General features: G+C 36.6%; 21 protein-coding genes. 5 read left to right on the forward strand and 16 right to left on the reverse strand.

All coding sequences use genetic code 11. From position 1 onward, the window contains the following. Window positions 1-44: 44 nt before the first annotated feature. From mdh to citZ, 3 genes are all read right to left on the reverse strand, one after another. Entirely contained in the window at window positions 45-983 is a 939-nt protein-coding gene (gene mdh / locus BN1066_RS19235; RefSeq protein ID WP_077321337.1) for a malate dehydrogenase, read from the reverse strand. A gap of 178 nt (window positions 984-1161) precedes the next feature. After that, a complete protein-coding gene (icd, locus tag BN1066_RS19240) occupies window positions 1162-2433 on the reverse strand; it encodes an NADP-dependent isocitrate dehydrogenase (RefSeq protein ID WP_077321338.1) in 1272 nt (423 codons plus the stop codon). A gap of 132 nt (window positions 2434-2565) precedes the next feature. Beyond that, on the reverse strand, window positions 2566-3684 hold the full coding sequence (gene citZ, locus BN1066_RS19245) for a citrate synthase (protein ID WP_077321339.1): 1119 nt from the start codon (window positions 3682-3684) through the stop codon (window positions 2566-2568). A 369-nt stretch (window positions 3685-4053) separates the two neighbouring features. Here citZ and ytvI point away from each other — a divergent pair, with 369 nt between their 5' ends. Next, window positions 4054-5160: a sporulation integral membrane protein YtvI gene (gene ytvI, locus BN1066_RS19250; RefSeq protein WP_077321340.1), complete on the forward strand. Its 1107-nt coding sequence runs from the start codon at window positions 4054-4056 to the stop codon at window positions 5158-5160. A gap of 3 nt (window positions 5161-5163) precedes the next feature. Here ytvI and BN1066_RS19255 read toward each other — a convergent pair whose 3' ends face one another. The 8 genes from BN1066_RS19255 to dnaE all read right to left on the reverse strand — a co-directional run bounded on the left by BN1066_RS19255 (window position 5164) and on the right by dnaE (window position 16352). Next, window positions 5164-5553: an FxsA family protein gene (locus tag BN1066_RS19255; protein WP_077321341.1), complete on the reverse strand. Its 390-nt coding sequence runs from the start codon at window positions 5551-5553 to the stop codon at window positions 5164-5166. A gap of 135 nt (window positions 5554-5688) precedes the next feature. Continuing rightward, the gene (gene pyk, locus BN1066_RS19260) at window positions 5689-7449 is read right to left on the reverse strand and encodes a pyruvate kinase (protein ID WP_077321342.1); all 1761 of its coding nucleotides are present in this window, start codon (window positions 7447-7449) and stop codon (window positions 5689-5691) included. A 32-nt stretch (window positions 7450-7481) separates the two neighbouring features. Beyond that, window positions 7482-8441, reverse strand: a complete 960-nt coding sequence (gene pfkA / locus BN1066_RS19265) for a 6-phosphofructokinase (protein ID WP_077321343.1) — start codon at window positions 8439-8441, stop codon at window positions 7482-7484. 296 nt (window positions 8442-8737) lie between these two features. Beyond that, window positions 8738-9694, reverse strand: coding sequence for an acetyl-CoA carboxylase carboxyl transferase subunit alpha (gene accA, locus BN1066_RS19270; RefSeq protein WP_077321344.1), 957 nt, complete (start codon window positions 9692-9694; stop codon window positions 8738-8740). After that, window positions 9691-10551: an acetyl-CoA carboxylase, carboxyltransferase subunit beta gene (gene accD, locus BN1066_RS19275; RefSeq protein WP_077321345.1), complete on the reverse strand. Its 861-nt coding sequence runs from the start codon at window positions 10549-10551 to the stop codon at window positions 9691-9693. Before accD ends, accA begins: the two co-directional genes overlap by 4 nt. A 142-nt stretch (window positions 10552-10693) precedes the next feature. Then, window positions 10694-11311, reverse strand: a complete 618-nt coding sequence (locus BN1066_RS19280) for a FadR/GntR family transcriptional regulator (protein WP_143695883.1) — start codon at window positions 11309-11311, stop codon at window positions 10694-10696. A gap of 19 nt (window positions 11312-11330) precedes the next feature. Further along, window positions 11331-12569 (reverse strand): NADP-dependent malic enzyme, encoded by a 1239-nt coding sequence (gene ystJ / locus BN1066_RS19285; protein ID WP_077321558.1) that lies wholly within the window; start codon window positions 12567-12569, stop codon window positions 11331-11333. 435 nt (window positions 12570-13004) lie between these two features. Then, complete coding sequence (dnaE, locus tag BN1066_RS19290) at window positions 13005-16352, reverse strand: DNA polymerase III subunit alpha (RefSeq protein WP_077321346.1); 3348 nt, start codon at window positions 16350-16352, stop codon at window positions 13005-13007. Between the two features lie 237 nt (window positions 16353-16589). On the opposite strand from dnaE, the gene ytrH reads away from it, so the two are divergent. The 3 genes from ytrH (at window position 16590) to BN1066_RS19305 (ending at window position 18480) form a co-directional block, all read left to right on the forward strand. Then, window positions 16590-16922, forward strand: a complete 333-nt coding sequence (gene ytrH / locus BN1066_RS19295) for a sporulation membrane protein YtrH (protein ID WP_077321347.1) — start codon at window positions 16590-16592, stop codon at window positions 16920-16922. Then, complete coding sequence (gene ytrI, locus BN1066_RS19300) at window positions 16922-17425, forward strand: sporulation membrane protein YtrI (RefSeq protein ID WP_077321348.1); 504 nt, start codon at window positions 16922-16924, stop codon at window positions 17423-17425. The genes ytrH and ytrI overlap by 1 nt, the downstream gene beginning before the upstream one ends. Window positions 17426-18288: 863 nt before the next feature. Beyond that, window positions 18289-18480 carry a YtzJ family protein gene (locus tag BN1066_RS19305; RefSeq protein WP_077321349.1) on the forward strand — a complete coding sequence of 64 codons (192 nt, stop codon included), beginning with the start codon at window positions 18289-18291 and terminating at the stop codon, window positions 18478-18480. Window positions 18481-19198: 718 nt separating this feature from the next. Here the strand turns inward: BN1066_RS19305 and BN1066_RS19310 are convergent. Together BN1066_RS19310 and BN1066_RS19315 are read right to left on the reverse strand one after the other, a co-directional pair. Next, window positions 19199-19750 (reverse strand): DUF5067 domain-containing protein, encoded by a 552-nt coding sequence (locus tag BN1066_RS19310; protein ID WP_077321350.1) that lies wholly within the window; start codon window positions 19748-19750, stop codon window positions 19199-19201. Between the two features lie 338 nt (window positions 19751-20088). Next, a complete protein-coding gene (locus tag BN1066_RS19315) occupies window positions 20089-21030 on the reverse strand; it encodes a DHH family phosphoesterase (RefSeq protein ID WP_179104440.1) in 942 nt (313 codons plus the stop codon). 593 nt (window positions 21031-21623) lie between these two features. Here BN1066_RS19315 and BN1066_RS19320 point away from each other — a divergent pair. Further along, window positions 21624-21917, forward strand: coding sequence for a YtpI family protein (locus BN1066_RS19320; protein WP_077321352.1), 294 nt, complete (start codon window positions 21624-21626; stop codon window positions 21915-21917). 161 nt (window positions 21918-22078) lie between these two features. Here the strand turns inward: BN1066_RS19320 and BN1066_RS19325 are convergent, their stop codons facing one another. From BN1066_RS19325 to BN1066_RS19335, 3 genes are all read right to left on the reverse strand, one after another. Beyond that, a complete protein-coding gene (locus BN1066_RS19325) occupies window positions 22079-23386 on the reverse strand; it encodes a DRTGG domain-containing protein (protein WP_077321353.1) in 1308 nt (435 codons plus the stop codon). 73 nt (window positions 23387-23459) lie between these two features. Beyond that, window positions 23460-23690 carry a hypothetical protein gene (locus BN1066_RS19330; RefSeq protein WP_077321354.1) on the reverse strand — a complete coding sequence of 77 codons (231 nt, stop codon included), beginning with the start codon at window positions 23688-23690 and terminating at the stop codon, window positions 23460-23462. 426 nt (window positions 23691-24116) lie between these two features. Continuing rightward, a complete protein-coding gene (locus BN1066_RS19335) occupies window positions 24117-24878 on the reverse strand; it encodes a prepilin peptidase (protein WP_077321355.1) in 762 nt (253 codons plus the stop codon). Window positions 24879-25143: the final 265 nt, after the last annotated feature.

Genomic DNA, 25143 nt, shown 5'->3' on the forward strand with positions numbered 1-25143 from the left:
GCCTTTACCTACAAAAAGTAGATAAAAGCCTTTTGTTAGATTAATTATTTTAGCACCTCTAATACTTTTTTTACAGAATCAGCAGATTTATTCAAAGCGACCTTTTCTTCTTCCGTTAGATCTAATTCGATAATTTTTTCTATACCGTTACCGCCTAAAATCGTTGGTACACCAAGATAAATATCCGAATAGCCATATTCACCTTCTAAGTACGCAATTGCCGGAAGTATGCGGCGCTGATCTTTTAAAATTGTCTCTGCCATTACTGTAAGTGATGCAGCCGGGGCATAGTATGCACTACCATTTCCTAGTAAGCCGACAATTTCTCCGCCACCTTTTCTCGTACGTTCAACAATTGCATCTAAACGTTCTTTTGAAATCAATTTTTCTAGTGGAACGCCTCCAGCATAGGAATAACGAATGAGTGGAACCATATCATCTCCATGGCCCCCTAATACGAAACCAGTAACATCCTTAACGGATACATTTAATTCTTGCGCAACAAACGTACAGAATCTTGCTGTATCTAATACACCAGATTGACCAATGACACGTTCTTTTGGGAGGCCTGTTTCTTTAAAAACAGTATAAGTCATAGCATCAACAGGATTTGTGAGTACAACAATATATGTGTCAGGCGAATATTTCACAATTTCTGTAGCTACAGATTTCATAATTTTAGCATTGGTATTAACTAGGTCATCTCGGCTCATTCCGGGCTTTCGTGCAATACCTGCAGTAATAATCACCAGATCAGAATCTTTCGTATGTTCATAGTTGGACGTTCCAATAATAGAAGCGTCAAATCCCTGTACAGGACTTGCCTCAAGCATATCTAATGCCTTTCCTTTCGTTGGATCCTCCATATTAGGGATATCAACAAGTACGACATCGCCTAATTCCTTTTGCGCTATCATTAAGGCTGTTGTAGCTCCGGTAAAGCCTGAACCGATTACTGATATTTTTCTTCTTTTTATCCCCATTTTTAAAATCCCCTTTGTTCTTTTAGACTAGTAAGTATAATTCCTTCTATAAAGATTACGCTACGTCGTACGGAATCAACTAGTACAGGCGTCGCAATAATAAACATTTCGCAAAAAGCAACACAAGCACAGTATAGGCAACATAAAGTACCTATACTGTTTATAAACTACTATTATATTAACCCATATTTTTAATTAGTTCATTACCAAATTCAGAGCACTTCACTTCCGTTGCACCTTCCATTAATCGAGCAAAATCGTAGGTAACCACCTTTGAAGCAATGGTCTTATCCATAGCTGTTGTTATCAAATCAGCTGCTTCTCTCCAATCTATATGTTCAAGCATTAAAACGGCCGATAGAATCACAGAGGATGGATTTACTTTGTCTAATCCTGCATACTTAGGTGCAGTTCCGTGGGTAGCTTCAAAAATAGCATGCCCTGTATCATAATTAATGTTTGCTCCGGGAGCAATTCCAATTCCGCCTACTTGAGCAGCAAGCGCATCAGAAATATAATCCCCATTTAAATTCATCGTAGCAACAACATCAAACTCTTTCGGTCGTGTTAAAATCTGTTGTAAGAAAATATCAGCGATAGCATCCTTTATCAAAATTTTTCCAGCTGCAAGTGCCTCATCTTGTGCTTTATTTGCCGCATCCTTTCCTTCTTTTTCAACAATGCGGTCATACTCTGCCCAAGTAAAGACTTTGTCACCAAATTCTTTCTCGGCAACCTCATAACCCCAAATTTTAAATGCGCCTTCTGTAAATTTCATGATGTTACCTTTATGTACTAAAGTAACACTCTTGCGCCCTTCATTAATCGCATATTGAATACTTGCACGTACAAGACGTTTCGTTCCTTCTTCAGAAACTGGCTTTACCCCAATTCCAGAAGTTTCTGGAAAGCGAATGTTTGTTACATTCATTTCTTCTTTTAAAAACTTGATCACTTTTTTCACTTCATCTGTTCCATTTTGCCACTCAATTCCGGCATAAATATCTTCTGTATTTTCACGGAAGATAACCATGTCTACATCTTCAGGACGTTTAACCGGAGACGGTACTCCATCAAAATAACGAACTGGGCGAAGACATGTAAAGAGATCTAATTCTTGGCGTAGTGCAACGTTTAAGGAACGAAATCCACCACCAATTGGTGTTGTAAGCGGTCCTTTAATAGCGATTTTATACTCATCTATTTTGTCCAACGTATCTTGTGGTAACCATTCTCCAGTCTTGTCATACGCTTTTTGCCCTGCATAAACCTCTAGCCAATCAATTTCCTTGGTACCGTTATACGCTTTTTCCACTGCAGCTTCAATCACTTTTTTTGCAGCTGACCAAATATCCGGTCCCGTTCCATCACCTTCAATAAAAGGTATAATTGGTTTGTTTGGAACTTTCAACTGTCCATTCTCTACTATAATTTTTTCTCCCTTTGTCATAACAATCATTACCTCCTAATGTCATTTCTGTATATAGTTTAGCAAAAATAAGTCCTGCTGAACATCTTTGCTTATTGCCTGATTGTTGGCAAGATTCCATCTATTGATGTTGAGGTAGTAACTAATAATCCTTTATCGTTGATCAATAGTAATATATTTTGGTGATTTTGGTCCAGTATAATCTGCTCTTGGACGAATTAATCTGTTATCAGTATATTGCTCCAAAATATGAGCAAGCCAGCCAGATGTTCGACTAACTGCAAAAATCGGTGTAAATAAATCATGATCAATGCCCAAGCTATGATAAACCGATGCAGAATAAAAATCAACATTTGCTGGTAACCCTTTATGTTCTTTAATGTAATCTTCAATTTTTACAGACATATTATACCATTTCGGCTGTCCAGTTAATTCTGTCAATTGCTTTGACATTTCTTTTAAAAATTTTGCCCGTGGATCTCCATTACGGTACACACGGTGCCCCATCCCCATAATCTTTTCTTTATTATCTAATTTTTCTTGAATATAAGGGATTGCATTTTCTTCTTCTCCAATTTCCATCAACATTTGCATAACCCGTTCATTTGCACCACCATGTAGCGGCCCTTTCAATGCACCAATTGCAGCAGTAATTCCAGAATAAATATCTGAAAGAGTAGCTACACAGACCCTGGCAGTAAAAGTAGAAGCATTTAGTTCATGATCAGCGTGAAGTACAAGCGCTTTATTGATGGCTTCAACTTCAATATCCCTTGGGTCTTCTTCATTTAACATGTAAAGAAAATTTTCTGCATAACTATAATCTTGCTTCGGCTTAACCGGATCTTGCCCCTTCCGAATGCGCGCGAAAGCCGTTACAATTGATGCTATTTTTGCTTGTATACGGATTGCTTTCCGCTGATTTGCTTCTGGACTCATTACTTCTGCTTCATCATCATACAAGCCTAATAATGATACAGCTGTCCGTAATGCTGCCATTGGGTGAACTGTTGAAAGATCGTAGGAACGGAAATGTTTCACAATTCCATCTGGAAGTTCCATATTTGCAGCAAGTTCTTGCTTTAAAGCATCTAATTCGGCTTGGTTAGGAAGCTTTTGATTCCAAAGTAAGTAGATAACCTCTTCAAAACTGGAATATTCTGCCAAATCATCAATCTTGTAACCAACATACGTAAGTTGATCATCTATTATGGAACTAATTGACGATTGAGTTGCTACAACTCCTTCAAGCCCTTTCGTTGTTGCTGTCATAACAAACCCTCTCCTTTATAAATTATTTAGCACACTATCTTTCGACAATGTTTTAAAACTTATAAAAATTTATCCCCCTATGATAATTATAAAGTATTACGAATCTAATGTGAATTGAAACCGATTCAATTCACTATTTAGATTTTACTAGATACACAAATATTTTGCAAAAAAGAGTTTCTTTAGCTTCAACTTCGGTGAATCATTATCAAGTATAGAATTGGGGAAGTTTAGACAGATGCAGCACATTTCGACATTCATTACTAGAGTATCTTTATTAAAAACAATAGTTTATAAGACTATTTTGTTTATAAGTTGCATAAGTAATTAGAGAATGGTTTTTGATTTTTAATAAAATGGGGTTCAATTATGTACAAGCCACTTCTATTTCAATGTGTCCGATTGGTGCTTATCATTATTAGCATCGCATTGTTATGTTTCTCTATGACAATAAGCTTTAGCTATTTGTATCCACTGGCAATTGCCAGTTTAATTGCGATTATTCTTCATCCAGTTGTTACATTTTTAGAAGAAAGGTTAAAATTACCAAGATTATTAGGAACAACAGGAACCATGCTGGTACTTTTTTTTCTTCTAAGCGGCCTTTTATTTATTCTTGTTTCTGAATTTATCCAAGGAACCTTATTTTTAGCAGAACAATTGCCTACGCATTTCCAAACATTCAGTCTTTATTTGACAAATTTCATTGAGCAAAATATCATTCCTATATATCAAAAGTTAACTGCCTATTTTCAAACATTGAATGCTAGTCAACAAGCAGCCATTAGCGAAAACTTAAAGCACTTTATTAACAATCTTACAGCTTCTGCAACAACATTTTTACAAGGGGCGCTTCTTAAGTTACCAACGATTATTGCATCTTTACCCAGCTCTATTACAATCGTTATCTTTATTCTTTTAGCAGCCTTTATGATCACGGTTGACTATAAAAAAATCGTACTATTTTTTCACAAGCATATACCGAATACGTTTAAAATGCCAATCCATAAAGTGATTGTTCAGCTAAAAAAAACAATTATCGGATATGCAAAAGCCCAAATCATCCTTGTGCTGATTTCGGCTATTCTTGTATACGTCGGATTAGTTATTATACAGGTAAATCATGCTTTTACGATTACATTATACATTGCTCTTGTCGACTTATTTCCTTATATTGGTTCGGGTATTATTTTTATGCCATGGATCATTTATCTTTTTATAGTTGGAAATTACTCGATGTCGATTAATTTATCGATTTTGTACGGAATTGTTATCATCATTAGGCAATTAATTGAGCCAAAAATATTATCTTCTAGTATCGGTATCCATCCCCTTGTAGCACTAATAACATTATTTATTGGCATTCAATTTTGGGGAGTAATTGGATTTCTAATCGCACCTATCATGCTTATCTTTATTAACACGCTATATCGAGCAGGCACATTTAACGAGATTTGGAAATTTATTAAAGGATAAAACTCACCACCTTCGATATATGATGGTACGGTTTTTTATAAAGTACTTCATTATTGCTTCTATTTTTTTACTAAACATTCGCCGAGTTGGAGGTATAACTAATAGAAAACCAACCGCATCGGTAATAAAGCCCGGAGTGACTAACAAAACAGCTCCAATTAACACACATATTCCATTAATAATATATCCTGTAGGTGCTTCTCCACGCTGAATGGAAAGCTGTGCCTGATTCCATATCTCAATTCCTTGTTGTTTTGCTAAATAAAAGCCAATTGCGCCAGTCAATATAATCAATAACACAACCCACCAAGTTCCAATTATTCCACCAATCCAAATAAAAAGACCGATTTCGAGTGCAGAAAGAATAAATGCCGTAAGTAAAAACCATTTCATTGAATTTTTTCACCTCCATATGATTCAGTAGTGAGTAGTATAAATTTGTCTTCCCTGAAAAAACTGTACACGCTCTGCTGTAAAAGAAGATATAGAAAAAGAGGGGAGAGAACACCCTCTTTTTCTATATGAACATTAAAGTACTCTTGTATGCCCTTGATAGATGTCGCCTTTCGCACCATCAACAGTGATAATTTCATCATCTTTAATCACATCAAACACATCCTCAACACCAACGATTACAGGGATTCCTAAACTTAATCCAACAACCGCAGCATGAGAAGTAAGCCCAGCTTCTTCTGTAATAATACCAGCAGCCTTTTCTATTGCCGGCATCATTTCTTTTTCCGTACCGTAAGTAACTAATATATCGCCTTCTTGTACTTTTTCTATTGCTTCCTTCGCTGATTTTACAACAACTGCTCTGCCAAAAGCGCTTTTTCTTCCAATTCCCTGACCTTTTGCAATGATATCGCCAATGACATGAACCTTCATTAAATTCGTTGTACCACTTTCCCCAACCGGTACACCAGCGGTAATAATAACACGGTTTCCACGCTCAACCATTCCGGATTGTAAGCCTCTTTCTACTGCGATATCCAACATTTCGTCCGTAGAGCCTGCACGTTTACATGTAACTGCATGTACACCCCAGACTAAGGAAAGACGGCGATTTACTCTCTCAGAAAATGTAACTGCAAGAATTGGAGCATGTGGACGATATTTGGAAATCATTCTTGCCGTGTGGCCACTTTCTGTCGGCGTGATAATTGCACTTACCGATAAGTTCATTGCTGTATGTGTAACAGATTGACTGATTGCATCTGTGATCGTCATATCTACATTACGCGAGCGTTCCCGTAAAATGGACTGATGATCTAAAGCAGTTTCTGCCTTCATTGCAATATTGCTCATCGTTTGTACAGATTCAACCGGGTAATCACCGGCAGCCGTTTCACCAGATAGCATAACTGCATCGGTTCCGTCAAAAATGGCATTCGCTACATCTGATGCTTCTGCTCTTGTTGGTCGTGGATTACGTTGCATTGAATCAAGCATTTGGGTAGCCGTAATAACAGGTTTACCTGCTATATTACATTTTTCAATAAATTTTTTCTGTACAAGCGGTACATCCTCAGCAGGAATTTCCACACCAAGATCACCGCGGGCAACCATTAATCCATCACTTACTTCTAAAATGCTGTCGATATTGTCGACACCCTCTTGGTTTTCAATCTTAGGGATAATTTGAATATGCGTTGCATTATGTCTTTCAAGGAGTTCTTTTATTTCTAAAACATCCGATGCACGTCTGACAAAAGAAGCTGCGATGAAATCTACATCATGTTCAATACCAAAAATAATATCGTTAGCGTCTTTCTCCGTAATTCCAGGCAGGTTTACCGAAACATTTGGGATGTTAACACCTTTTTTATTCTTGATGATACCTGTATTAAGTGCAATTGTTTTCACTTCTTGTTTTGCTTGATCAATTTCAACAACCTTTAATTCGATTAATCCATCATCTAGAAGAATTTTAGAGCCGACATGGACATCATTAATTAGACCAGGATACGTAACCGAAAAACGTTCAGCTGTTCCTTCTACTTCTTTCATTGATACATAAACTATATTTCCTTGCACTAGTTCAGCTTGTCCATTGACAAAGTCGTGTGTACGAATTTCTGGTCCTTTCGTATCTAGAAGTATCGCAATAGTTTTCCCTGTTTTTTCTGCCGCTTTACGTATATTTTCAATTCGTGCTGCATGTTCTTCATAATTACCATGTGAAAAGTTCAGGCGAGCAACGTTCATCCCACATTCCATTAACTTCTCCAAGGTTTCAATAGATTCTGATGCAGGTCCGATTGTACATACAATTTTTGTGTTTCTCATTATTGTTTCCTCCTTAATTTACCGTTCCAACGTTAAATAGATAGTTCTTGAGATAAAGTATACATGTCATCGTTAATGGTATGCTGCTCGTGCAGAACTTTACTAATTTCATGATCAACTATTTGGTTCTGTTGAATTCCTACCATTCTTCCTGCTTTACCAGCCATTAACAAATCGACTGCTTTAGCAGCAAGTCTGCTTGCCAGTACACGATCTGCTGCTGACGGCGACCCACCGCGTTGAATATGTCCTAACACCGTAACACGTGTTTCTAAATCCGTCGCTTCTTCAATTCTTTTTCCATATTCAATCCCGCTACCTACACCTTCTGCAAGTATAATAATACTATGTTTCTTTCCACGTTTGTGTCCTCGCTTCAACTTTTGAACAACTGTTTCAAACTTTTCCTTCTTTTCAGGGATTAAAATACTCTCTGCACCATCAGCCAAGCCTGCCCAAAGTGCAATATCTCCTGCATTTCTTCCCATCACCTCAATAATATAGGTGCGTTTATGGGAAGTTGCTGTATCACGAACTTTATCAATTGCTTCAATCACAGTATTTAATGCTGTATCAAAGCCAATTGTAAAATCAGTTCCCGCAATATCGTTATCAATCGTTCCTGGCACACCAATACATGGATAGCCTTTTTCCGTTAATTTTTGTGCTCCACGAAAACTACCGTCACCGCCAATAACGATTAAACCTTCAATACCAAATTTATTTAGTTGTTCAATTGCTTTTTGTTGTCCTTCTTCTGTTTTAAATTCTTCACTTCTTGCAGAGTAAAGGATTGTTCCGCCACGATGGATAATATCACCTACAGAACCAATTTCCATCTTTTCTATAGTACCTTCCATTAATCCTTGAAAGCCATATTTAACTCCATATACTTCTATATTATGATAAATGGCTTTCCTTACTACTGCTCGAATTGCAGCATTCATTCCTGGTGCATCGCCACCGCTAGTTAAAACGCCAATTTTTTTCATAGTTTTCATTCCACCTCTGGTCTTACAATTTTCTGTTCAAAAAATGTCCTCTCTTAAAAGATAATTGGAAATAAGTAAAATAGCAATTAAAATCATGTAAAATATTGCACATTTTCTCATGAAAGCCCTTTATGTATGTGACTTCCAGCCCGATTAACATATTATGGAAAAACGCGAACTAGGGTTGACATAAACTGCCAACCCCCTTTATCATAAAAAATCTCATCTCCCCATCTTAGTATACCACCTAAGATTTGTTGCTAACCAAGCATCCTATAATTTTGCCTTTCATTTAATTAGATTGTCTGGTATTGCCCAATTTTCTTATATTTTTCCCATCTTTTTTTAAGTAATTCATCAACTGAATATTTCTCTAACATTTGTAAAGATTGTACTATCGCCTCGTCTAAATATGCAGCTTGTTCTTTCACATTGCGGTGGGCACCACCTCTGGGCTCTGGAATAATGCGATCGATAATCCCTAACTTTTTCAAATCATATGCAGTTATTTTCATCGACTCTGCCGCAGTCTGTGCATAACTGGCATCCTTCCATAAAATAGAAGCTGCCCCTTCCGGTGAAATTACAGAATAGGTGCTATTTTCCAGCATATGTATTTCATCTCCTACTCCTAATGCCAAAGCACCGCCACTTCCACCTTCACCAATCACAACACAAATTATCGGCACAGTAAGTCCAGCCATTTCCATTAGATTCCTAGCTATCGCTTCACTTTGCCCTCTTTCTTCAGCTGCCTTCCCCGGATAAGCTCCTTTTGTGTCAATAAAACAAATAATTGGTCGGGAAAACTTTTCAGCCTGTTTCATATGCCGCAAAGCCTTTCGGTATCCTTCTGGGTGAGGCATTCCAAAATTACGCCGAATATTTTCTTTTGTATCCTTTCCACGTTGATGTCCAATAATTGTAACTGGCTTTTCTTTATAAAAGGCAATACCTGTCACAATTGCTGCATCATCTCCAAATAGACGATCCCCATGAAATTCAATAAAATCGGTAAATAGTTCTTCAATATAATCCAACGTTGTTGGTCTTTCCGGATGTCTGGCAAGTTGAACACGATCCCATGGTTTTAAATTACTATAAATATCATTTTCTAATATCGCAAGACGCTTCTCTAATGTATTAATTTCTTCTGTTAAATCGATATCACTATCTGCAGTGAAACGTTTTAGTTCTGCAATTTTTTCCTTCAAATTTACAATTGGTTTTTCAAATTCCAACATCTGCTTCATGATTTCTTTCCACCTTTCTGATGAAACGTTAGCAATAATGCTAATAAATCTTTCATTTCTGAACGGTGTACAACTTTATCCAATTGCCCGTGCTCCAATTGAAATTCAGCTGTTTGAAAATCATCAGGCAGTTTTTCACGAATTGTTTGCTCAATAATACGACGACCTGCAAAACCAATTAAAGCTCCCGGCTCCGCAAGATGATAATCACCAATCGAAGCAAAACTTGCCGATACTCCTCCTGTTGTCGGGTGTGTCATAACAGAAATCATTAAACCTCCCGCATCGCTAAAATGTTTAATAGCTGCTGCTGTCTTTGCCATTTGCATCAAGCTGAGAACACCTTCCTGCATTCTTGCCCCACCGGATGCTGTAAAAATAATAAACGGAATGCCTTCATCTTTTGCATTTTCAACTGCGCGCGCAATTTTTTCGCCGATTACCGACCCCATACTCCCCATCCGAAAGGTAGAATCCATAACCGCAAATGCCGTAACATTGCCATTTATCTTTCCTTTTCCGGTGACTACACCTTCTTTGAGACCTGTTTTCTGCTTATCTTTTTCAATCTTTTCTTCGTAGCCAGGGAAATGGAGCGGATTTCCAGTTGTTAACTGCTTGTCCCATTCGTTGAAGCTTCCTTCGTCAAATAATGTATTAATTCGCTGCCATGCTTGTAATGGATGATGATAATCACAGTTCGGACACACTTGTAAATTTTTATTCATTTCTTTACGATAGTATATTTTATGGCACCCACTACATTTCTGCATTAAGCCCTCAGGAACATCAGCTTTTGCCTGTTCACTCGGGATGGATGCATATTTTTTTCGCTTGCCAAAAAAATCCTTAAGCAAGACAATTCCTCCTTTTTTCAACAACCCCTAACACGTGCATAAAAGCTATTTCTCTATTTTACCGAAAGAGCTTAATGGTTTTTTTATCTATTATACATAAGTTGTACGAAAAAAACTGTCAAAAACAGTCGGCAATTTGAGATTACTTTTCCAACAGCTTGTCGAATAATTTTTCAATAGCTGCATACTGTTTATTATAATATAACTGCACTAATTGCTCATAAAATTCCTTGTCTAAGCTAATGCTCTTAATGGTAATAGCAAATTCATACATTAACTGCCAAACCTTATTAAGCAACAAATTATGGGACATATTAAAAATAAATTGAAAAAACATAGCATGTACAAATTCCATCTCATCTTTTTCTAGGATAGCGGATAGTTCATCTACATCTTGCTTACTCATGTGACAAAATGCGAGTTTAGCTGCTTCCTTTTCTAGCAATCGGATGGTTTTAACTAAATCCGTTTTTGTCTGTTCTTCCTGTAAAACAAAAGAAGCAAGCAGCTCTACCATCTGAAACGGACGATATCTGCTTAAAAAAGTTCCTTCACCACGTTTGGTTTCAATTAACCCTAACAATTCCATTGCACGTAATGCTTCACGTATAGACGATCTGCCAGCATGTAAGATTTCAGCAAGCTCCCTCTCAGAAGGAAGCTTATCTCCCGGCTGTAAATGATGTGTAACAATATATTGGCGAATTTCTTTTAAAACGCCCTGATACACCTTTTGCTTTTGTGACATGGACACAGCCATGACTCACTCCTTTAACACATTAATTACTATCTATTTGTGTTAATCTTCTCGTATTCTCGGCTACTTCTTCTGGATTTACTTCTATTCTTGCTACTCCGGATTCCATAGCAGCTTGAGCTACACTCTTAGCTACAATTGGCGCTACTCTAGCGTCAAATGGAACTGGGATTACATAGTCTTCATGTAATTCACTATCGGAAATAAGGGAAGCTATTGCATGTGCAGCAGCAACTTTCATCTTTTCATTGATTCTTGTTGCACGTACATCAAGTGCTCCGCGGAAAATTCCCGGAAAAGCGAGCACATTATTTACTTGGTTAGGAAAATCTGAGCGCCCCGTCCCAATAACTCTTGCACCGGCTTCTTTAGCAATATTAGGCATAATTTCCGGTTCAGGATTAGCCATAGCAAAAATAATCGGGTTTTCATTCATTTTCTGTACCATTTCCTTCGTCAACGCGCCGCCAACAGAAACACCAATAAATACATCTGCACCTTCCAGCATTTCTTCCAGGTTACCTTCCTTTTTTGCTTGATTCGTAAAGTCGGCTACACGTTCCTTTACATCATTCATTCCATAAGGGCGACCTGCATAAATAGCTCCACGAGAATCACACATAATCAAATCACGAACACCAAAATGATATAATAATTTTATAATTGCAATTCCTGCTGCTCCGGCTCCGTTTGCAACTACTTTGATATCAGAAAATGATTTGCCTACTAATTTTAGAGCATTAATTAAACCTGCAACCGTAACAATAGCTGTTCCATGCTGATCATCATGGAAAATTGGAATATTCGTCTCTTTTTTCAGCCGTTCTTCAATTACAAAGCATTTTGGTGCTGCAATATCTTCTAAATTTACTCCACCAAACGTTGGCTCCATCAATTTAACGGTTTGCACAATTTCTTCTACATCTTGAGTGGCTAAACAAATAGGAAAGGAGTCCACACCTGCAAAGCTTTTAAATAAAACAGATTTCCCTTCCATTACCGGGAGCGCAGCTTCTGCCCCTATATTTCCTAGACCTAAAACCGCCGATCCATCACTAATGACAGCAACCATATTGCCTTTCATTGTATAATCATATACCATATCTACATGGTCATGAATCTCCTTACATGGTTCTGCTACTCCAGGAGAATAAGCCAAACTTAACTCCTCTGCATTGGTAACAGGTATTTTTGATTGCGTTGTTAATTTACCCTTATTCACTTTATGCAAGTGTAATGCCTTATCTCTTAAGCTTGCCATCTTTACTAATCGCTCCCTTTCGTAGAAAAAATAAACTTTCTCCATCCAAAGGTGGTCTGACCACCATTAACTCCTTTATTATAACAGATGAGGCTTGTCTGTAAAGTAATGATGGATCATTCTATTGGACATTACAGAACAACAAAAGCTAAAAAGCGACTTCGCCCCTGAAAAACAACAGACTCCAACGAGTAGGCTGCCCAACTTACAAGAGAAGTAAAGCGATCTCGAGGGCTGGGTACTGGTGCTTGTGTAGATAAATGTTATTTAAAACTATCCAACATGAACAAAGCTTATACATTTTCTAGACGAAACTAAAATAATATCGCATAACTGCCTTATTAATAGTACGTTATATTAAGTTTAGCCAAGAAATATTTCAATGTAAAAAACGTTAACTAGCCAGGAATCTTTTCATTTTTTGTGTGCTCTATACTAATCAAGTACCACTTCGTTTGTTCCAAAATAATCTTTTAGTTCCTGTATACAAGCAGTTGTTGGTTCCAAGTTATAATCTTCCGTTAATTGATATGTTTTTCGCAGCTGTTCTTGAAAAATAATAACCGGAATATTGCCCGGGAAATGGGAAGAAATTTGTTTTAATTTGATTAAATCTTTTGTATTGTTTTCGCCTGTAAGTTTAATAAATAATCGTGTTGTTTGCATTTCTTTGAAAGCAGTCATATCTAAAGGTTGGATAGCTGAAAGCAGCATTTGAACCTGCTGTTTTCTCCATTCAAGTTTTCCTTCCATTAAGATTATCATTTCCTCTTTTAGCCAACGACGAACTTCACGATAAAGCTGTGGAAAAACAACTACTTCCATATCATCTGTTTCATCCCCAAGTGAGAGAAATGCCATTGGATCTCCGCGCTTCGTGCGAATCGTCTTTATCGTTTGGATGATTCCAGCACTTTTTAGCCTATAGCCCTCTCCCCTCTTTTTCACATTTCGTAGAGACAGATAACCAGAGCGTTGTAAAATCTTTCGGTATTCATGCATCGGATGACTGGAAATATATATCCCGATTAGCTCTTTTTCCTGAGCTAACTTCTTCACTTGAGTGAAATCTTCTATGGAAACATACTCTCCTTCTAACTCAATTTGATCTTGAAACAAACTAGGCTGCTCTTGAAATTCTTTAAATAATTCACCCTGTTCAATTGCCTGATCAATGGTTGCTAATAAACTAGCTCGATTATGATAGAGTTCATCAAAAGCCCCTGCCATAATTAATAATTCAATTGTTTGCCGATTTACAGATTTTAAAGAAACACGTAAACAAAAATCAAATAAACTTTTGAATGGGCCTTCTTTACGTACCTGAATAATTTCGCTGACTGCCTGATTACCAATCCCTTTAATTTGCAATAGCCCCATTCGTATATCATTTCCTTCCACAGCATACTTTCCAAAACTATGATTAATGGAAGGTGGCAATAGTTTAAGTTGTAATTCTTTTATTTCTCTTAAATACATCTGTAATTTATGATGCTGATGGACAGATGTGCTTAATAATTCAGCAAAAAAAGCGGCTGGAAAATGTGCTTTTAGATATGCAAGCTGATATGAAATACGACTATACGCTACAGCATGACTACGGTTAAAACCATAATTAGAAAAGCGGACAATCCATGTAAATAACTGCATTGCCACAGATTCACTATAGCCATTGTTTATACAACCTGATATAAATTCGGCCTTTTGCTGTTCCATCATATTTTCCTGTTTTTTACTAACCGCTCTTCGAAGAATATCTGCTTGCCCCAGTGTAAAGCCAGCAATCTGATGAGCTATTTGCATAATTTGCTCTTGATAAACTAGTACTCCATATGTTTTGGATAAAATAGGAGCAAGATCCGAATGAGGATAAGTCACCGTTTCAAGTCCATGTTTACGGCGAATATATGTTGAAATGAAGTCCATTGGGCCCGGACGATATAGTGAATTAACGGCTACGATATCTTCAAAATGACTTGGCTTAAGTTCTTGTAACACTTGCCTCATCCCTTGCGACTCTAATTGAAATACACCATTCGTTTTTCCCTTCTGTAATAGGGAAAAGGTTAAACTGTCGTCATCAGGAATCTGTTCTAAAGATAAAGCCTTACCAGTTGTGTATCGGATTCTTTGTAAAACTCTTTCCAGTAAAGTTAAGTTTCGCAGACCTAATAAATCAATTTTCAACAGCCCGATAGCTTCTATATCATTCATTGCATACTGTGTCAATTGTACAGAAGAACTACCAGGGATCAATGGGACATGTTCTTCTAAAGGTTGTTCCGTAATGACAATACCAGCAGCATGAGTCGATAGATGCTTAGGAATTCCTTCTAATTTAGTAGCAACTGTAAATAGTCGTCGTAATGTTTTGGAGTCCTTAATATAGCTTTTCAATTCCTCAGACTCTTTAATAATCTGAACAAGACTTTTCTTCGTTTGCAATGGAATATGACGTAGAATAAACGATGCATCTTGTTGATTAACATTCATCGTTTTAATCAGTTCTCGCATTAATGAGCGAGCTGCAAATGTACCAAATGTAATAATTTGCGCTACATGTTCCTCTCCATAGGTTTTTTGCACATATTCAATGATCTCTTCCCGACGAATATCAGAAAAATCAACGTCAATATCTGGCATTGTCATTCGTTCCGGATTAAGAAATCTTTCAAATAATAATTCATACTTAATTGGATCAACATCTGTAATGCCTAAAACATAAGCTACAAGAGAACCAGCAGCTGATCCCCTTCCAGGTCCTACCACAATCCCATTATTCTTCGCATAAGCGATAAAATCGGCCACTATTAAAAAGTAGTCACTAAACTGCATCGTTTTAATTACTTCCAGCTCATAGTTCAATCGTTCCTGTATTTCATTAGTAATTTTAGCGTATTTATTTGACAACAAATCATGACACTTTTGCACAAGGTAATCATGACTATCCTTCCCCCCTGTTAGAGGGAAAGAAGGAAGAAATCGCTGTTGAAAGTCAAACTTCACTTCACATTTCTGTACGATTTCTTCGGTCGTCTGTAACGGCTCTGGCCATGCGGAAAAAGATAACTTCATCTCTACTTCCGATCGTAAATGGTGGTTTTTTAACAATGGAGAGATTTCATCACCATCCCATTGTTGATTATGCTTCATTGTTTGTAAACAATCATAAGCAATTACATCATTTTCTTGTATATAGCGAACATCATGAATCGCTACAACCGGAATAAGGAATGTTTTTTGAAATAGCTTTACAGCATCATGTAAAGGCAGTTCGGTCTTCATTCCATAAGCTTCCACTCCCAAATAAAAATCAGCTTCAGCAAAAGCTTCCTGATATGGCAAAAGATATTCCGTTAAGCGAGTAAATGATTCAGTCATAAACCAATCAGCTATTGGTGACTGATGAACAGAAAGAATACCTATACAATGCGCTGTGTAGTTTTTTAAGTTGTCTAGTGGTATAGATTGCCCTTCTTGCTTCTGTATCCATGTACTTAATTTAGCAAGATTTTGATAACCCTCATTTGTTTTAGCTAATAGAGTTAGTTCCTCAATCTCTGTCTGATTTCGCTTCACTAATACGGTCATCCCAATAATTGGCTTGATACCATACCTTAGACATTCTTGATAAAACGAAATAGCTCCATGTAATACTTGCTCGTCAGTGAGGGCTAACGCTCTATATTCAAGCTCCATTGCCTGCTTTACTAATTTTTCTATTGTGATAGTACTATTTAGCAGACTATAGCTACTTCTTACTTGTAAATGTGTATACGTCATCGTACCCCGCCTTTACATACTCTATCCATTATTATACCAATCTAATGAGAACATGCATACGGATATGCCAATGAGTTAGCATAACCTGTCCTTTTCATTCATAAGTTTAAATAAAGCATGATTAAAATTTTTTGGCATTCTTATCATAAATAATATCTAATAAGTTAGCTTTTTTTGTATCTTTTTCAATTATTAACTTTTAAGCACATATCATGGGTTTGAAAGAGGAGTGCTTTAATGGAAGAACGTTTTTTTGAAACATTTATTCATTGTTACTTTATTGCTTTTGGTGTAGTTATTGGCGGTTCGATCATCGGCAGTATTGGTGCTTTTATTACTGGAAATCCGCCGTTAACAGAGATTGGACGAATTGCCATTCAACTGCGGATTTGGGCCATTGTCGCAGCAATTGGCGGTACATTTGATGCAATTGCAAATTTTGAAAGGGGAATTTACAATGGATCAACGCTGGATTTATTTAAACAGGCGTTATTCATTTTATCCGCAATGGGCGGGGTGAAAACGGCTATTTTATTATTAAGTTGGCTGACACAGGAGGAAATATCCTAATGCATATCCCTCCATATCACAAAAAAGTTACGTGGCAGCGTTTTTTTGTTGGAGCAATGGTGGGGGCAGTCATTGCATATTGCATACTTATTTATATGTATGGAACGATGTATGAAGCTTTACTCATCGAAAATCATGAACTAAATAATAAAGTCAGTCAATTACGAAGTCAGAATGAGTCTTTACTTGAGGACAATGATGAATTAAATGAAAGATCAGCAAAACAGGTTAGCATTGAGTCAATTTCACTATCGATTGAAAATGCAGAAACATTACGAATGGATCGATTAATTGTTGGTAAATTAGAGGAACTTGTACAAGAGGAATTAAAACATGTCATTGGTAAGGACCTGACCATCATTGCAGAAAGCGATAGATTGCTTATATCCACGATTGAAAATAAGACGTTTACAGTCGAAGATTTTTCTTATACACTTTCCATTCGCAAGCTTATTATCTCGAATAATATTAAAATCACTGCAAAAGCGCAGAGATCTTCGTAAAAAGAGGAATCGAAACTAATATATATGTAACGCTAAAAACACACAATATGGGAGCGTTGGATAGCTTTTTCCACAGCTATGCATTAAAAAGATTTAGCTTAAAACGCTTATTAAAATAGTTATTTCAATGACATTAGTGTTGCCAACTGTCATCACCTTAAAGAAAACAGGAGATCATTGAATCACTTATTCAAACGGTTGACGATTAACAAACTAGTCGTAAATAAGATATAGGCAACAATACCAAATAGAATTACCATTTTCCAATTTATTGAATTACCGTATAAAGTGAAACTTCATTTCTTGGAATGCTTTTTACACGGAATGTTAGCTGAACGAATCGGGCATTTAGATGCCGTTTTCTACCACTTAGACCCTTTTGGAACAACTTAGGCTCTTGACAGCGGGAATCTTACGGCACCTTACATGCGGGATAAAGTGAAACTTCATTCCGTGGAATGCTTTTTACAGGAATATTAGCTGAACGAATCGGGCATTTAGGTGCCGTTTTCTAACACTTAGAACCTGCTATATTAACTCAGGTCTTGAAGTGGGAATCTTACGGCACCTTACATGCGGGATAAAGTTGATGCCGAACTAGATATGAAAACAAATGCTGCTAAAAAAAGAAGTCCACTCCTTTAAAACCATATCTAAATACACCGTAATCAGCATTTTACCATTACCTTCATCTTATCACTGTTCATCTATTCTTACTAAAACTTCACCGAATAAGTGAACATTTTATGAAATATCGGAATATTTATCGTAATCTTTCTATTTTTACTTTATACTAAGATTAATAAAAAAGCATCATGATAAATATACTCATATACTAAGGCAAATGAAAGGAGTGGGCAACGATGTGGGTAATAAACCACAGACAACAAAGAGATGAAAAAATCGCTCGATTAAAACAGGGAACATCTGCCTATGCTGAATCCAAGGAACTGATTCGCTTAATTAAACGTGATATAGAAAAAGAGCATTTAGATGTAATTTCTGAAGAGACCGCTTCTGGATGCTGGTTCATACCTAAAGATAAAAGTAGCTAATTTGAAAAAGCGTTCTCACAAACAAAGACATACAGCATACCACTTTCCAATACCTGAAAGGGTCCTTAGCCCGGCAATTTTATTGCATTGTCCAGTTAAAGACCCTTTTCTCATTAAAGAAAATATTCAAAACATCCATTTAATGACACTTTTGTTCTTTTTTAATGTGTATAAAATTTTAGATTTCTAAAATAAACTTAGCCAAAGCAATAAAAACGTTAATATTAAGGATTTATAGGATTTTTAATAATTTCCTCTTTTGCAAAATCACCCATTCTAAATGAAACATTTGGGGGAGGATTTAAATTTAGCGTGGACAGGCGTAATTATTAAGAAGGTGTTGCTTGAAGTATAAACTAAAAAACACCTTGAAAGGCTATTGCCAATCAGGGTGTTTAGCTAGATTAAATACGACTAATTACTTCGTATACTGATTCCTTAAACATATCAGAATCTTCATTTTTTATTTCGTTTAATAAATCTAAACTTCATTCTTTATGGTCGGATTTAATTGTGAACGTATGTTTCCATAAACAAGTTTCACTGTAGAATAGTTAAGGTTTCTATATGTAAATGTCGTCCTCTAAAACCTGAGTGAAGATGTTCTATATTCATACTCACGACGTCTCTTTTCTTAATCCATATTTAGTATCCAAGCCATGCTATTAGGACAAAAGAAAAGACACCCATGAATGGAGTGCCTTTGTTTGATTGTATTTTATTTTATTTCATAATCTTGTCTACCTATCTCATCGCCCGTAACTCCTTGATTAGCTACTAAGGTTACAGGAGTTTCTAAATCATCTAATTCATAAGCGACGGAGTTTTCTACTGTACCATCTTTCTTTATAGTTTCCGTTTGTGAATCTAGATGATTTTCGTCTGGTAATCCACCCATTTCCAACTCATTTACTGCATCCGAATCATTGTCTTGTATCGCTGTAAATACCGCCATCCATGCTGTTGATGGATCTAGGTCTTTATCAGTAAAGTTCGTCGCTTCATACCAAATGGCGAATACTGGTTTTTCTCCATGTTCGTTGCCCGGTTCTCCGACAGGTATAACTTTAGTTTCTGTTATTTTGATTTTTAAATCTTCAATCTTAGCCTCATTATCTTTGAAATATACATCCTTGTTACTGTTTGATTCCGTGCTTTCGTTACTTTCGTCGCTTCCTTTGTTTGCTGCATCGTTACTTTCGGTTGATCCACCGCATGCAGATAAAACTAATAACATTACAGTAAATAAAACAAATAAGTATTTCTTCATATCTTTAACCCCCATATATGTAATTACCCTAATTATGGAGTAGTTGACAATATTTTTCAATATTAAGATAGACTTCTTTACTCTTTTGAACTCTTTTTTAAACATACACACTTAAAATAAAGTTATAAAGTCATCTTTTATTTAGTAGATCTTTTCTCCTAGAGGTGGGACTAAGGCTAAAGTCTCGGGTGTTGAACAAATTACGAATTATCACTGGCAAAGCTTTTCTTGTTCCTTATCTCCAACAAATCAGGCATTTGGTGGATTTACCGCTTAAACTTTTCGTATTCTCTATAACTCTTGAAGCGCAGTTTTACAGCACCTTAGATCCGAGGAAATTATTTTTTAAAGGCTTGACATATACCTTGCAAGTCGTTAATTACCTCATCTGCCTCTTCCCACGTTGTAACCGTTGCTCCAGAAGCCAATGGATGTCCCCCACCATTATATTTTGCAGCTAGTTCATTAATAGTTGGTCCTTTTGAACGTAAACGGACACGAATTTGTTCTTCCTCTTCAATGAAAACAACCCAAGCGACAATTCCTTCTATGTCCCCTAAAATACTAACTAGTTGTCCAGTTTCCGTTGGTTTAATTTCAAATTCCTCTAATATACTTTTAGTAAGCTTAACAAATGCCAAACCACCGTCCCATAGATTAAAATTTTGGTAGATATAACCTTTTAACTTTGCTAACTTGTCGGAAATACTATACATGCCATCATATAATTTAGAACGATCAAAGCGATATGTAACAAGCTCTGCTGCGAGTACAAAGGTTTTTTTCGTTGTACTAGGATATAAAAATCTTCCTGTATCTCCAACAATTCCAGCATACAATAAACGGGCAGCAGCATCGTTACAAGTTAATCCATATTCTTTTGTCTGTAAATAAAAATCATAAATCATTTCGCTTGTCGAGCTGGCACTTGTATCCACCCATTGGATATCGCCATAGGCATCTACATTTGGATGGTGGTCAATTTTAATTAATTGCTTACCGAGATTATATCGCTGATCACAAATACGACTTGTGTTTGCTGTATCGCAGATGATTACAAGTGCATTTTGGTACTGTTCATCACTAACATGATCCATTTGTGCTAAGAAAGTTAAAGATGGTTCGTCAGCTCCTACAGCAAAAACTTTTTTTTCGGGAAACGATAGCCGAATTATTTCCTTTAGTCCTACTTGAGAGCCGATGGCATCTGGATCAGGCCGCACATGGCGATGAATAATAATCGTATCGTAGTTTTTTATGGATTCTAATATTTTTTTCATCTTATCACCTATTTCTTTTTCAAATTCAATCGATAGCTATATCGTACAAAAAAAGGTAAAATAGATAAAGTAACCTTCCCTCTGTAGGGATTCTTCACCCCCCTACTGTTAAGAAATATTAGAAAAACTTGGCTTATCGCCAGTCTTTATGGCGAAAGCGATCGTTTTTCTTATACGATAAAGTGAAACTTCATTCCGTGGAATGCTTTTTACACGGAATGTTAGTACCACAAGGGTATGACCTAAAGGCCCTTGAACGAATCGGGCATTTAGGTGCCGTTTTCTCCTACTTTGACCCTTTGTATCAACTCAAGATTTAGAAGCAGGAGTCTTACGGCACCTTACATGCGGGATAAAGCTATACTTTCCTACAGTGGAACAAAGGGGCGTCCTGGAATAATCAAGATCTGTCACTTTCAAAGGTTTCTTACCCTTGAAAAAGAACTCTTTTTGTGCGTACGATGTGTCGCTTTCGAAGTTTTTCTTCCTACCGACCCGAAGCGAAGGTACCGTTTTACTTCTGTTCTTTGACTGTTCCATACAGAAGTTCTTAATATGTAATAAAGAATATTTTTTGAATTAGGAGCGATATCATGTTTATTTTTGCTGTCATTATTCTTTTATCCCTGGTACTTTATGTATATTATAAAGTAGCGATTGTTAAAACGAACGATGGGCTAAAACAGGCCTACTTTCATGCAAAATCACGAATCTGCTTAGGTAGCTTCCTAATTGCCTTTACGATTAATCAATATATTTTTTACCAGACACGAATCTCTTTATTTATTGGTATTGTCTTCCTGATATTTGGGCTTCCACTCATTCTTCGAGGCATTAAAGAAGTTAAACATTATCGCAATGAATGGAAACGATTAAATCTTTCATAAGTAGACGGTAGTGCCAAGTCCAACATCCGCGGATCGCTAATTGCAGGTATTCGTAAAAACCTAAATACCTCACATTTTATAATTGGCTGACTATCCCATAAGTGGTAGTCAGCTCTTTCCTTTTTATTAAAACCGTTTTTGCTGTTTATGCTCCATTTAGATTAACGATTAATCAATTGCGCCATTAATAATCCTTTACCAGCAAGCCTTTGCTCATCATACACTTCAATATCAATTTTTGCATACAATCTACCAACTTCGAGTAGCTTTGGTCTGATTTGTAATGTACTTTCTATTTGTACTGGTTGAATGAAATAAAGGGTAAGATTTTCTGCAACGAGATCCCCTTTTTTATATTGTAACAGCATTCTTCTGCTGGCTTCGGTAATTAAAGCAGTAAAAACGCTACTTGAAAGTGTACCTAATTGGTTAGTCATTTGTGGGGAAACTTTTGTTTCGTAAACATATTGTTCAGCATCTAATTCCATCAAATTACGAGATACAATATCATCAATTGTCTCCCCAATTTGCGGTTGACGCTGATTTTGTTGTAACGCTTTTAATACATCTTGTCTAGATATAATCCCCTCTAAACGATTATGTTCATCAGTGACTGGAATAACTTCAATTCCTTCCCACACCATCATATGTGCTACTGAAGCTAAGGATACGTTTGTTTGAACAGTCTTTGGCTGCTTGCTCATCACTTTCTCAATCGCTGACTCAGAAGATTTCCCAACCACATCTTTAGAAGTTACTATTCCTACAACTCGTTTACGGTTGTCCACTACTGGAAAGCGCGTATGCTTTGATTTTTTATTGAGTAAATACCAATCCGCAACCTTTTCCTTCTCATGTAAATAATAGGACTTTTCATAAGGCGTATAAATATCTTCTACGAGAATAATTTCTTTTTTAATGAGTTGATCGTAAATAGCTCGGTTTATCATTGCAGCAACTGTAAATGTATCATAGCTAGTTGATATAATCGGCAACTGCCGCTCATCTGCAAGCCGTTTGATATAATCTTCTGTATCAAAGCCTCCTGTAATTAATACAGCGGCTCCTTCTTTAATAGCCAATTCATGAGCTTTGAATCGATTCCCTACGATTAAGAGTGACCCCGCCTCTGTATAACGCATCATGGCATCTAATTGCATCGCACCAATAACAAACTTGTTTAGCGTTTTATGCAATCCTTCTCTTCCGCCTAAGACTTGCCCTTCAACAATATTAATAAGCTCTGCAAACGTTAATCGCTCAAAATTATCTTTTTTCTTTTGTTCAATCCGAATCGTGCCTACACGTTCAATAGTGCTGACGAGCCCTTTATTTTCTGCATCTTTAATTGCACGATAAGCCGTCCCGTCACTAACATGTAACTCTTTTGCTATTTGTCGTACGGAAATTTTATGGCCAATTTCTAATGAGCTAATATGCTCAATGATTTGTTCATGCTTACTTTTCATCGACTCGTACACCATCTTTCAACTGTACTAATGAATTATTTATCATTTATTATACAGTTGAACAGGAATAAACTCAATGATTATAGGTTCTTCGTTGCTTTGTATATTCCTGTTCCATAATTGGCGGTTGAATTAATTGCAATAACGATGCTATATTAGCACCTACAACTAAGAGAAAAAATCCTAACCACGCTCCCCAAAATATCAATTCTAATGGTTTTACTGCTTGTGGTATTGCTGGCCAAGCCAAGTATAAGAAAAACCCTGCTAATAAAAGCCGTAATAAAGCATATTGTCCTCGCATCCATATCCCTCCCTTTACTCTAACCTATGAAGGAAAATAAAAATACAGAACTACCGCCCTCTTTTATCGTAATCTCTCCGTATTCTCGATCATTTTTGAAGTAGGAGTCTGACGGCATCTCAGATATAGGGTAAAGAAACCATGGTGATGTGAGGACCCTGTTGAACTTTTCGCAGGAAGAAATCGAAGCTTGCTACAGTTTAAGTGTATAAGCTAAACGACCGTTATTTTTAGAAAAGATATCCATCATATAAAATGAACCTTCATTCAGTAGGAGTTTTCTTCCATCTCCTACTGAATGTTAGTTGAACGAATCGGGCATTTAGGTGCCGTTTTCTCCCACTTAGACCTTTTGTATCAACTCAAGGCTCTTAAAGTGGGAGTCTTACGGCACCTTACATGCGGGATAAAAATGGATGTAGTTTCTCAAATAAACATAAAGCTTGATAAGTACCAATCTAGCACGTAATCTCCAAAATAATAGGTAATCCATGTGGCTAACAAAATGGATGGAACAAATGGTACCGGCTGCTTACGCTTAATTTGTTTCAACATTATCAGTACTAAACCGAGGAAAGCACCTATGATACACGCTAGAAAAAAACATAACAATAATTTTTTTATGCCGATTACAAATCCAATCAAAGCAAACAGTTTCGCATCGCCAACTCCCATTCCACCTCGACTTATAATAATGATAACTAATGGGATAACTAAACCAGCTAATCCACCGATAAGAGGACTCCACCACGGTGTGAGTGGTTCTACACTACGTAGAATGATGAATAAAGGAAGAAAGAATAACAACAACGTATTAGGGATAATCATATAGGTGAGGTCTGATACTAACGCAATAACAAGCATCGAATGAAGCAGAAGAACAATCATTAATTCTAAATTAATCCCAATGGACCAATAACTGATAGCAAACAGTAATCCGGTTATTATTTCTATCAAAGGATACTGACATGAAATAGGAGCATTACAATTATTGCATTTTCCTTTTAAAAAAACAAACGAGAGTACCGGAATTAACTCGTACCATTGCAAATGTTTGTTACAGCGTATGCAATAAGAGCGGTTCATTCCAAAAGATTCCTGTTTTGGTAATCGAAAACCAATTACAACAAAAAACGAACCAAAGATCAACCCTATAATAAAGAAAAGTATAAATATATGATTTTCCAATCTAATTACTCCTTACTATCATGCATATTTAAAGAAAACTTAGCAAGCGTCAAGCATAGCGCAGGCGTATGCTTAGTTCCACCTATACTTAGAACATTACAATCTTACCGCGTCACGTTTATCCCGGCTCCCCAGCTATTTTTTTGAATGTTAAACGTAAAGCAAATGGTACGAACTTTGGGAAAAAGTAAGTGAATCTTTAAATCAGCGCGGGTTTCTTTCCCCCCACTGACTGTTAGTACCTTAAAGGTATGACCTAAGGCCT

The sequence above is a fragment of the Virgibacillus proomii genome (assembly GCF_900162615.1).
In the GTDB taxonomy this organism is placed as follows: domain Bacteria; phylum Bacillota; class Bacilli; order Bacillales; family Amphibacillaceae; genus Virgibacillus; species Virgibacillus proomii.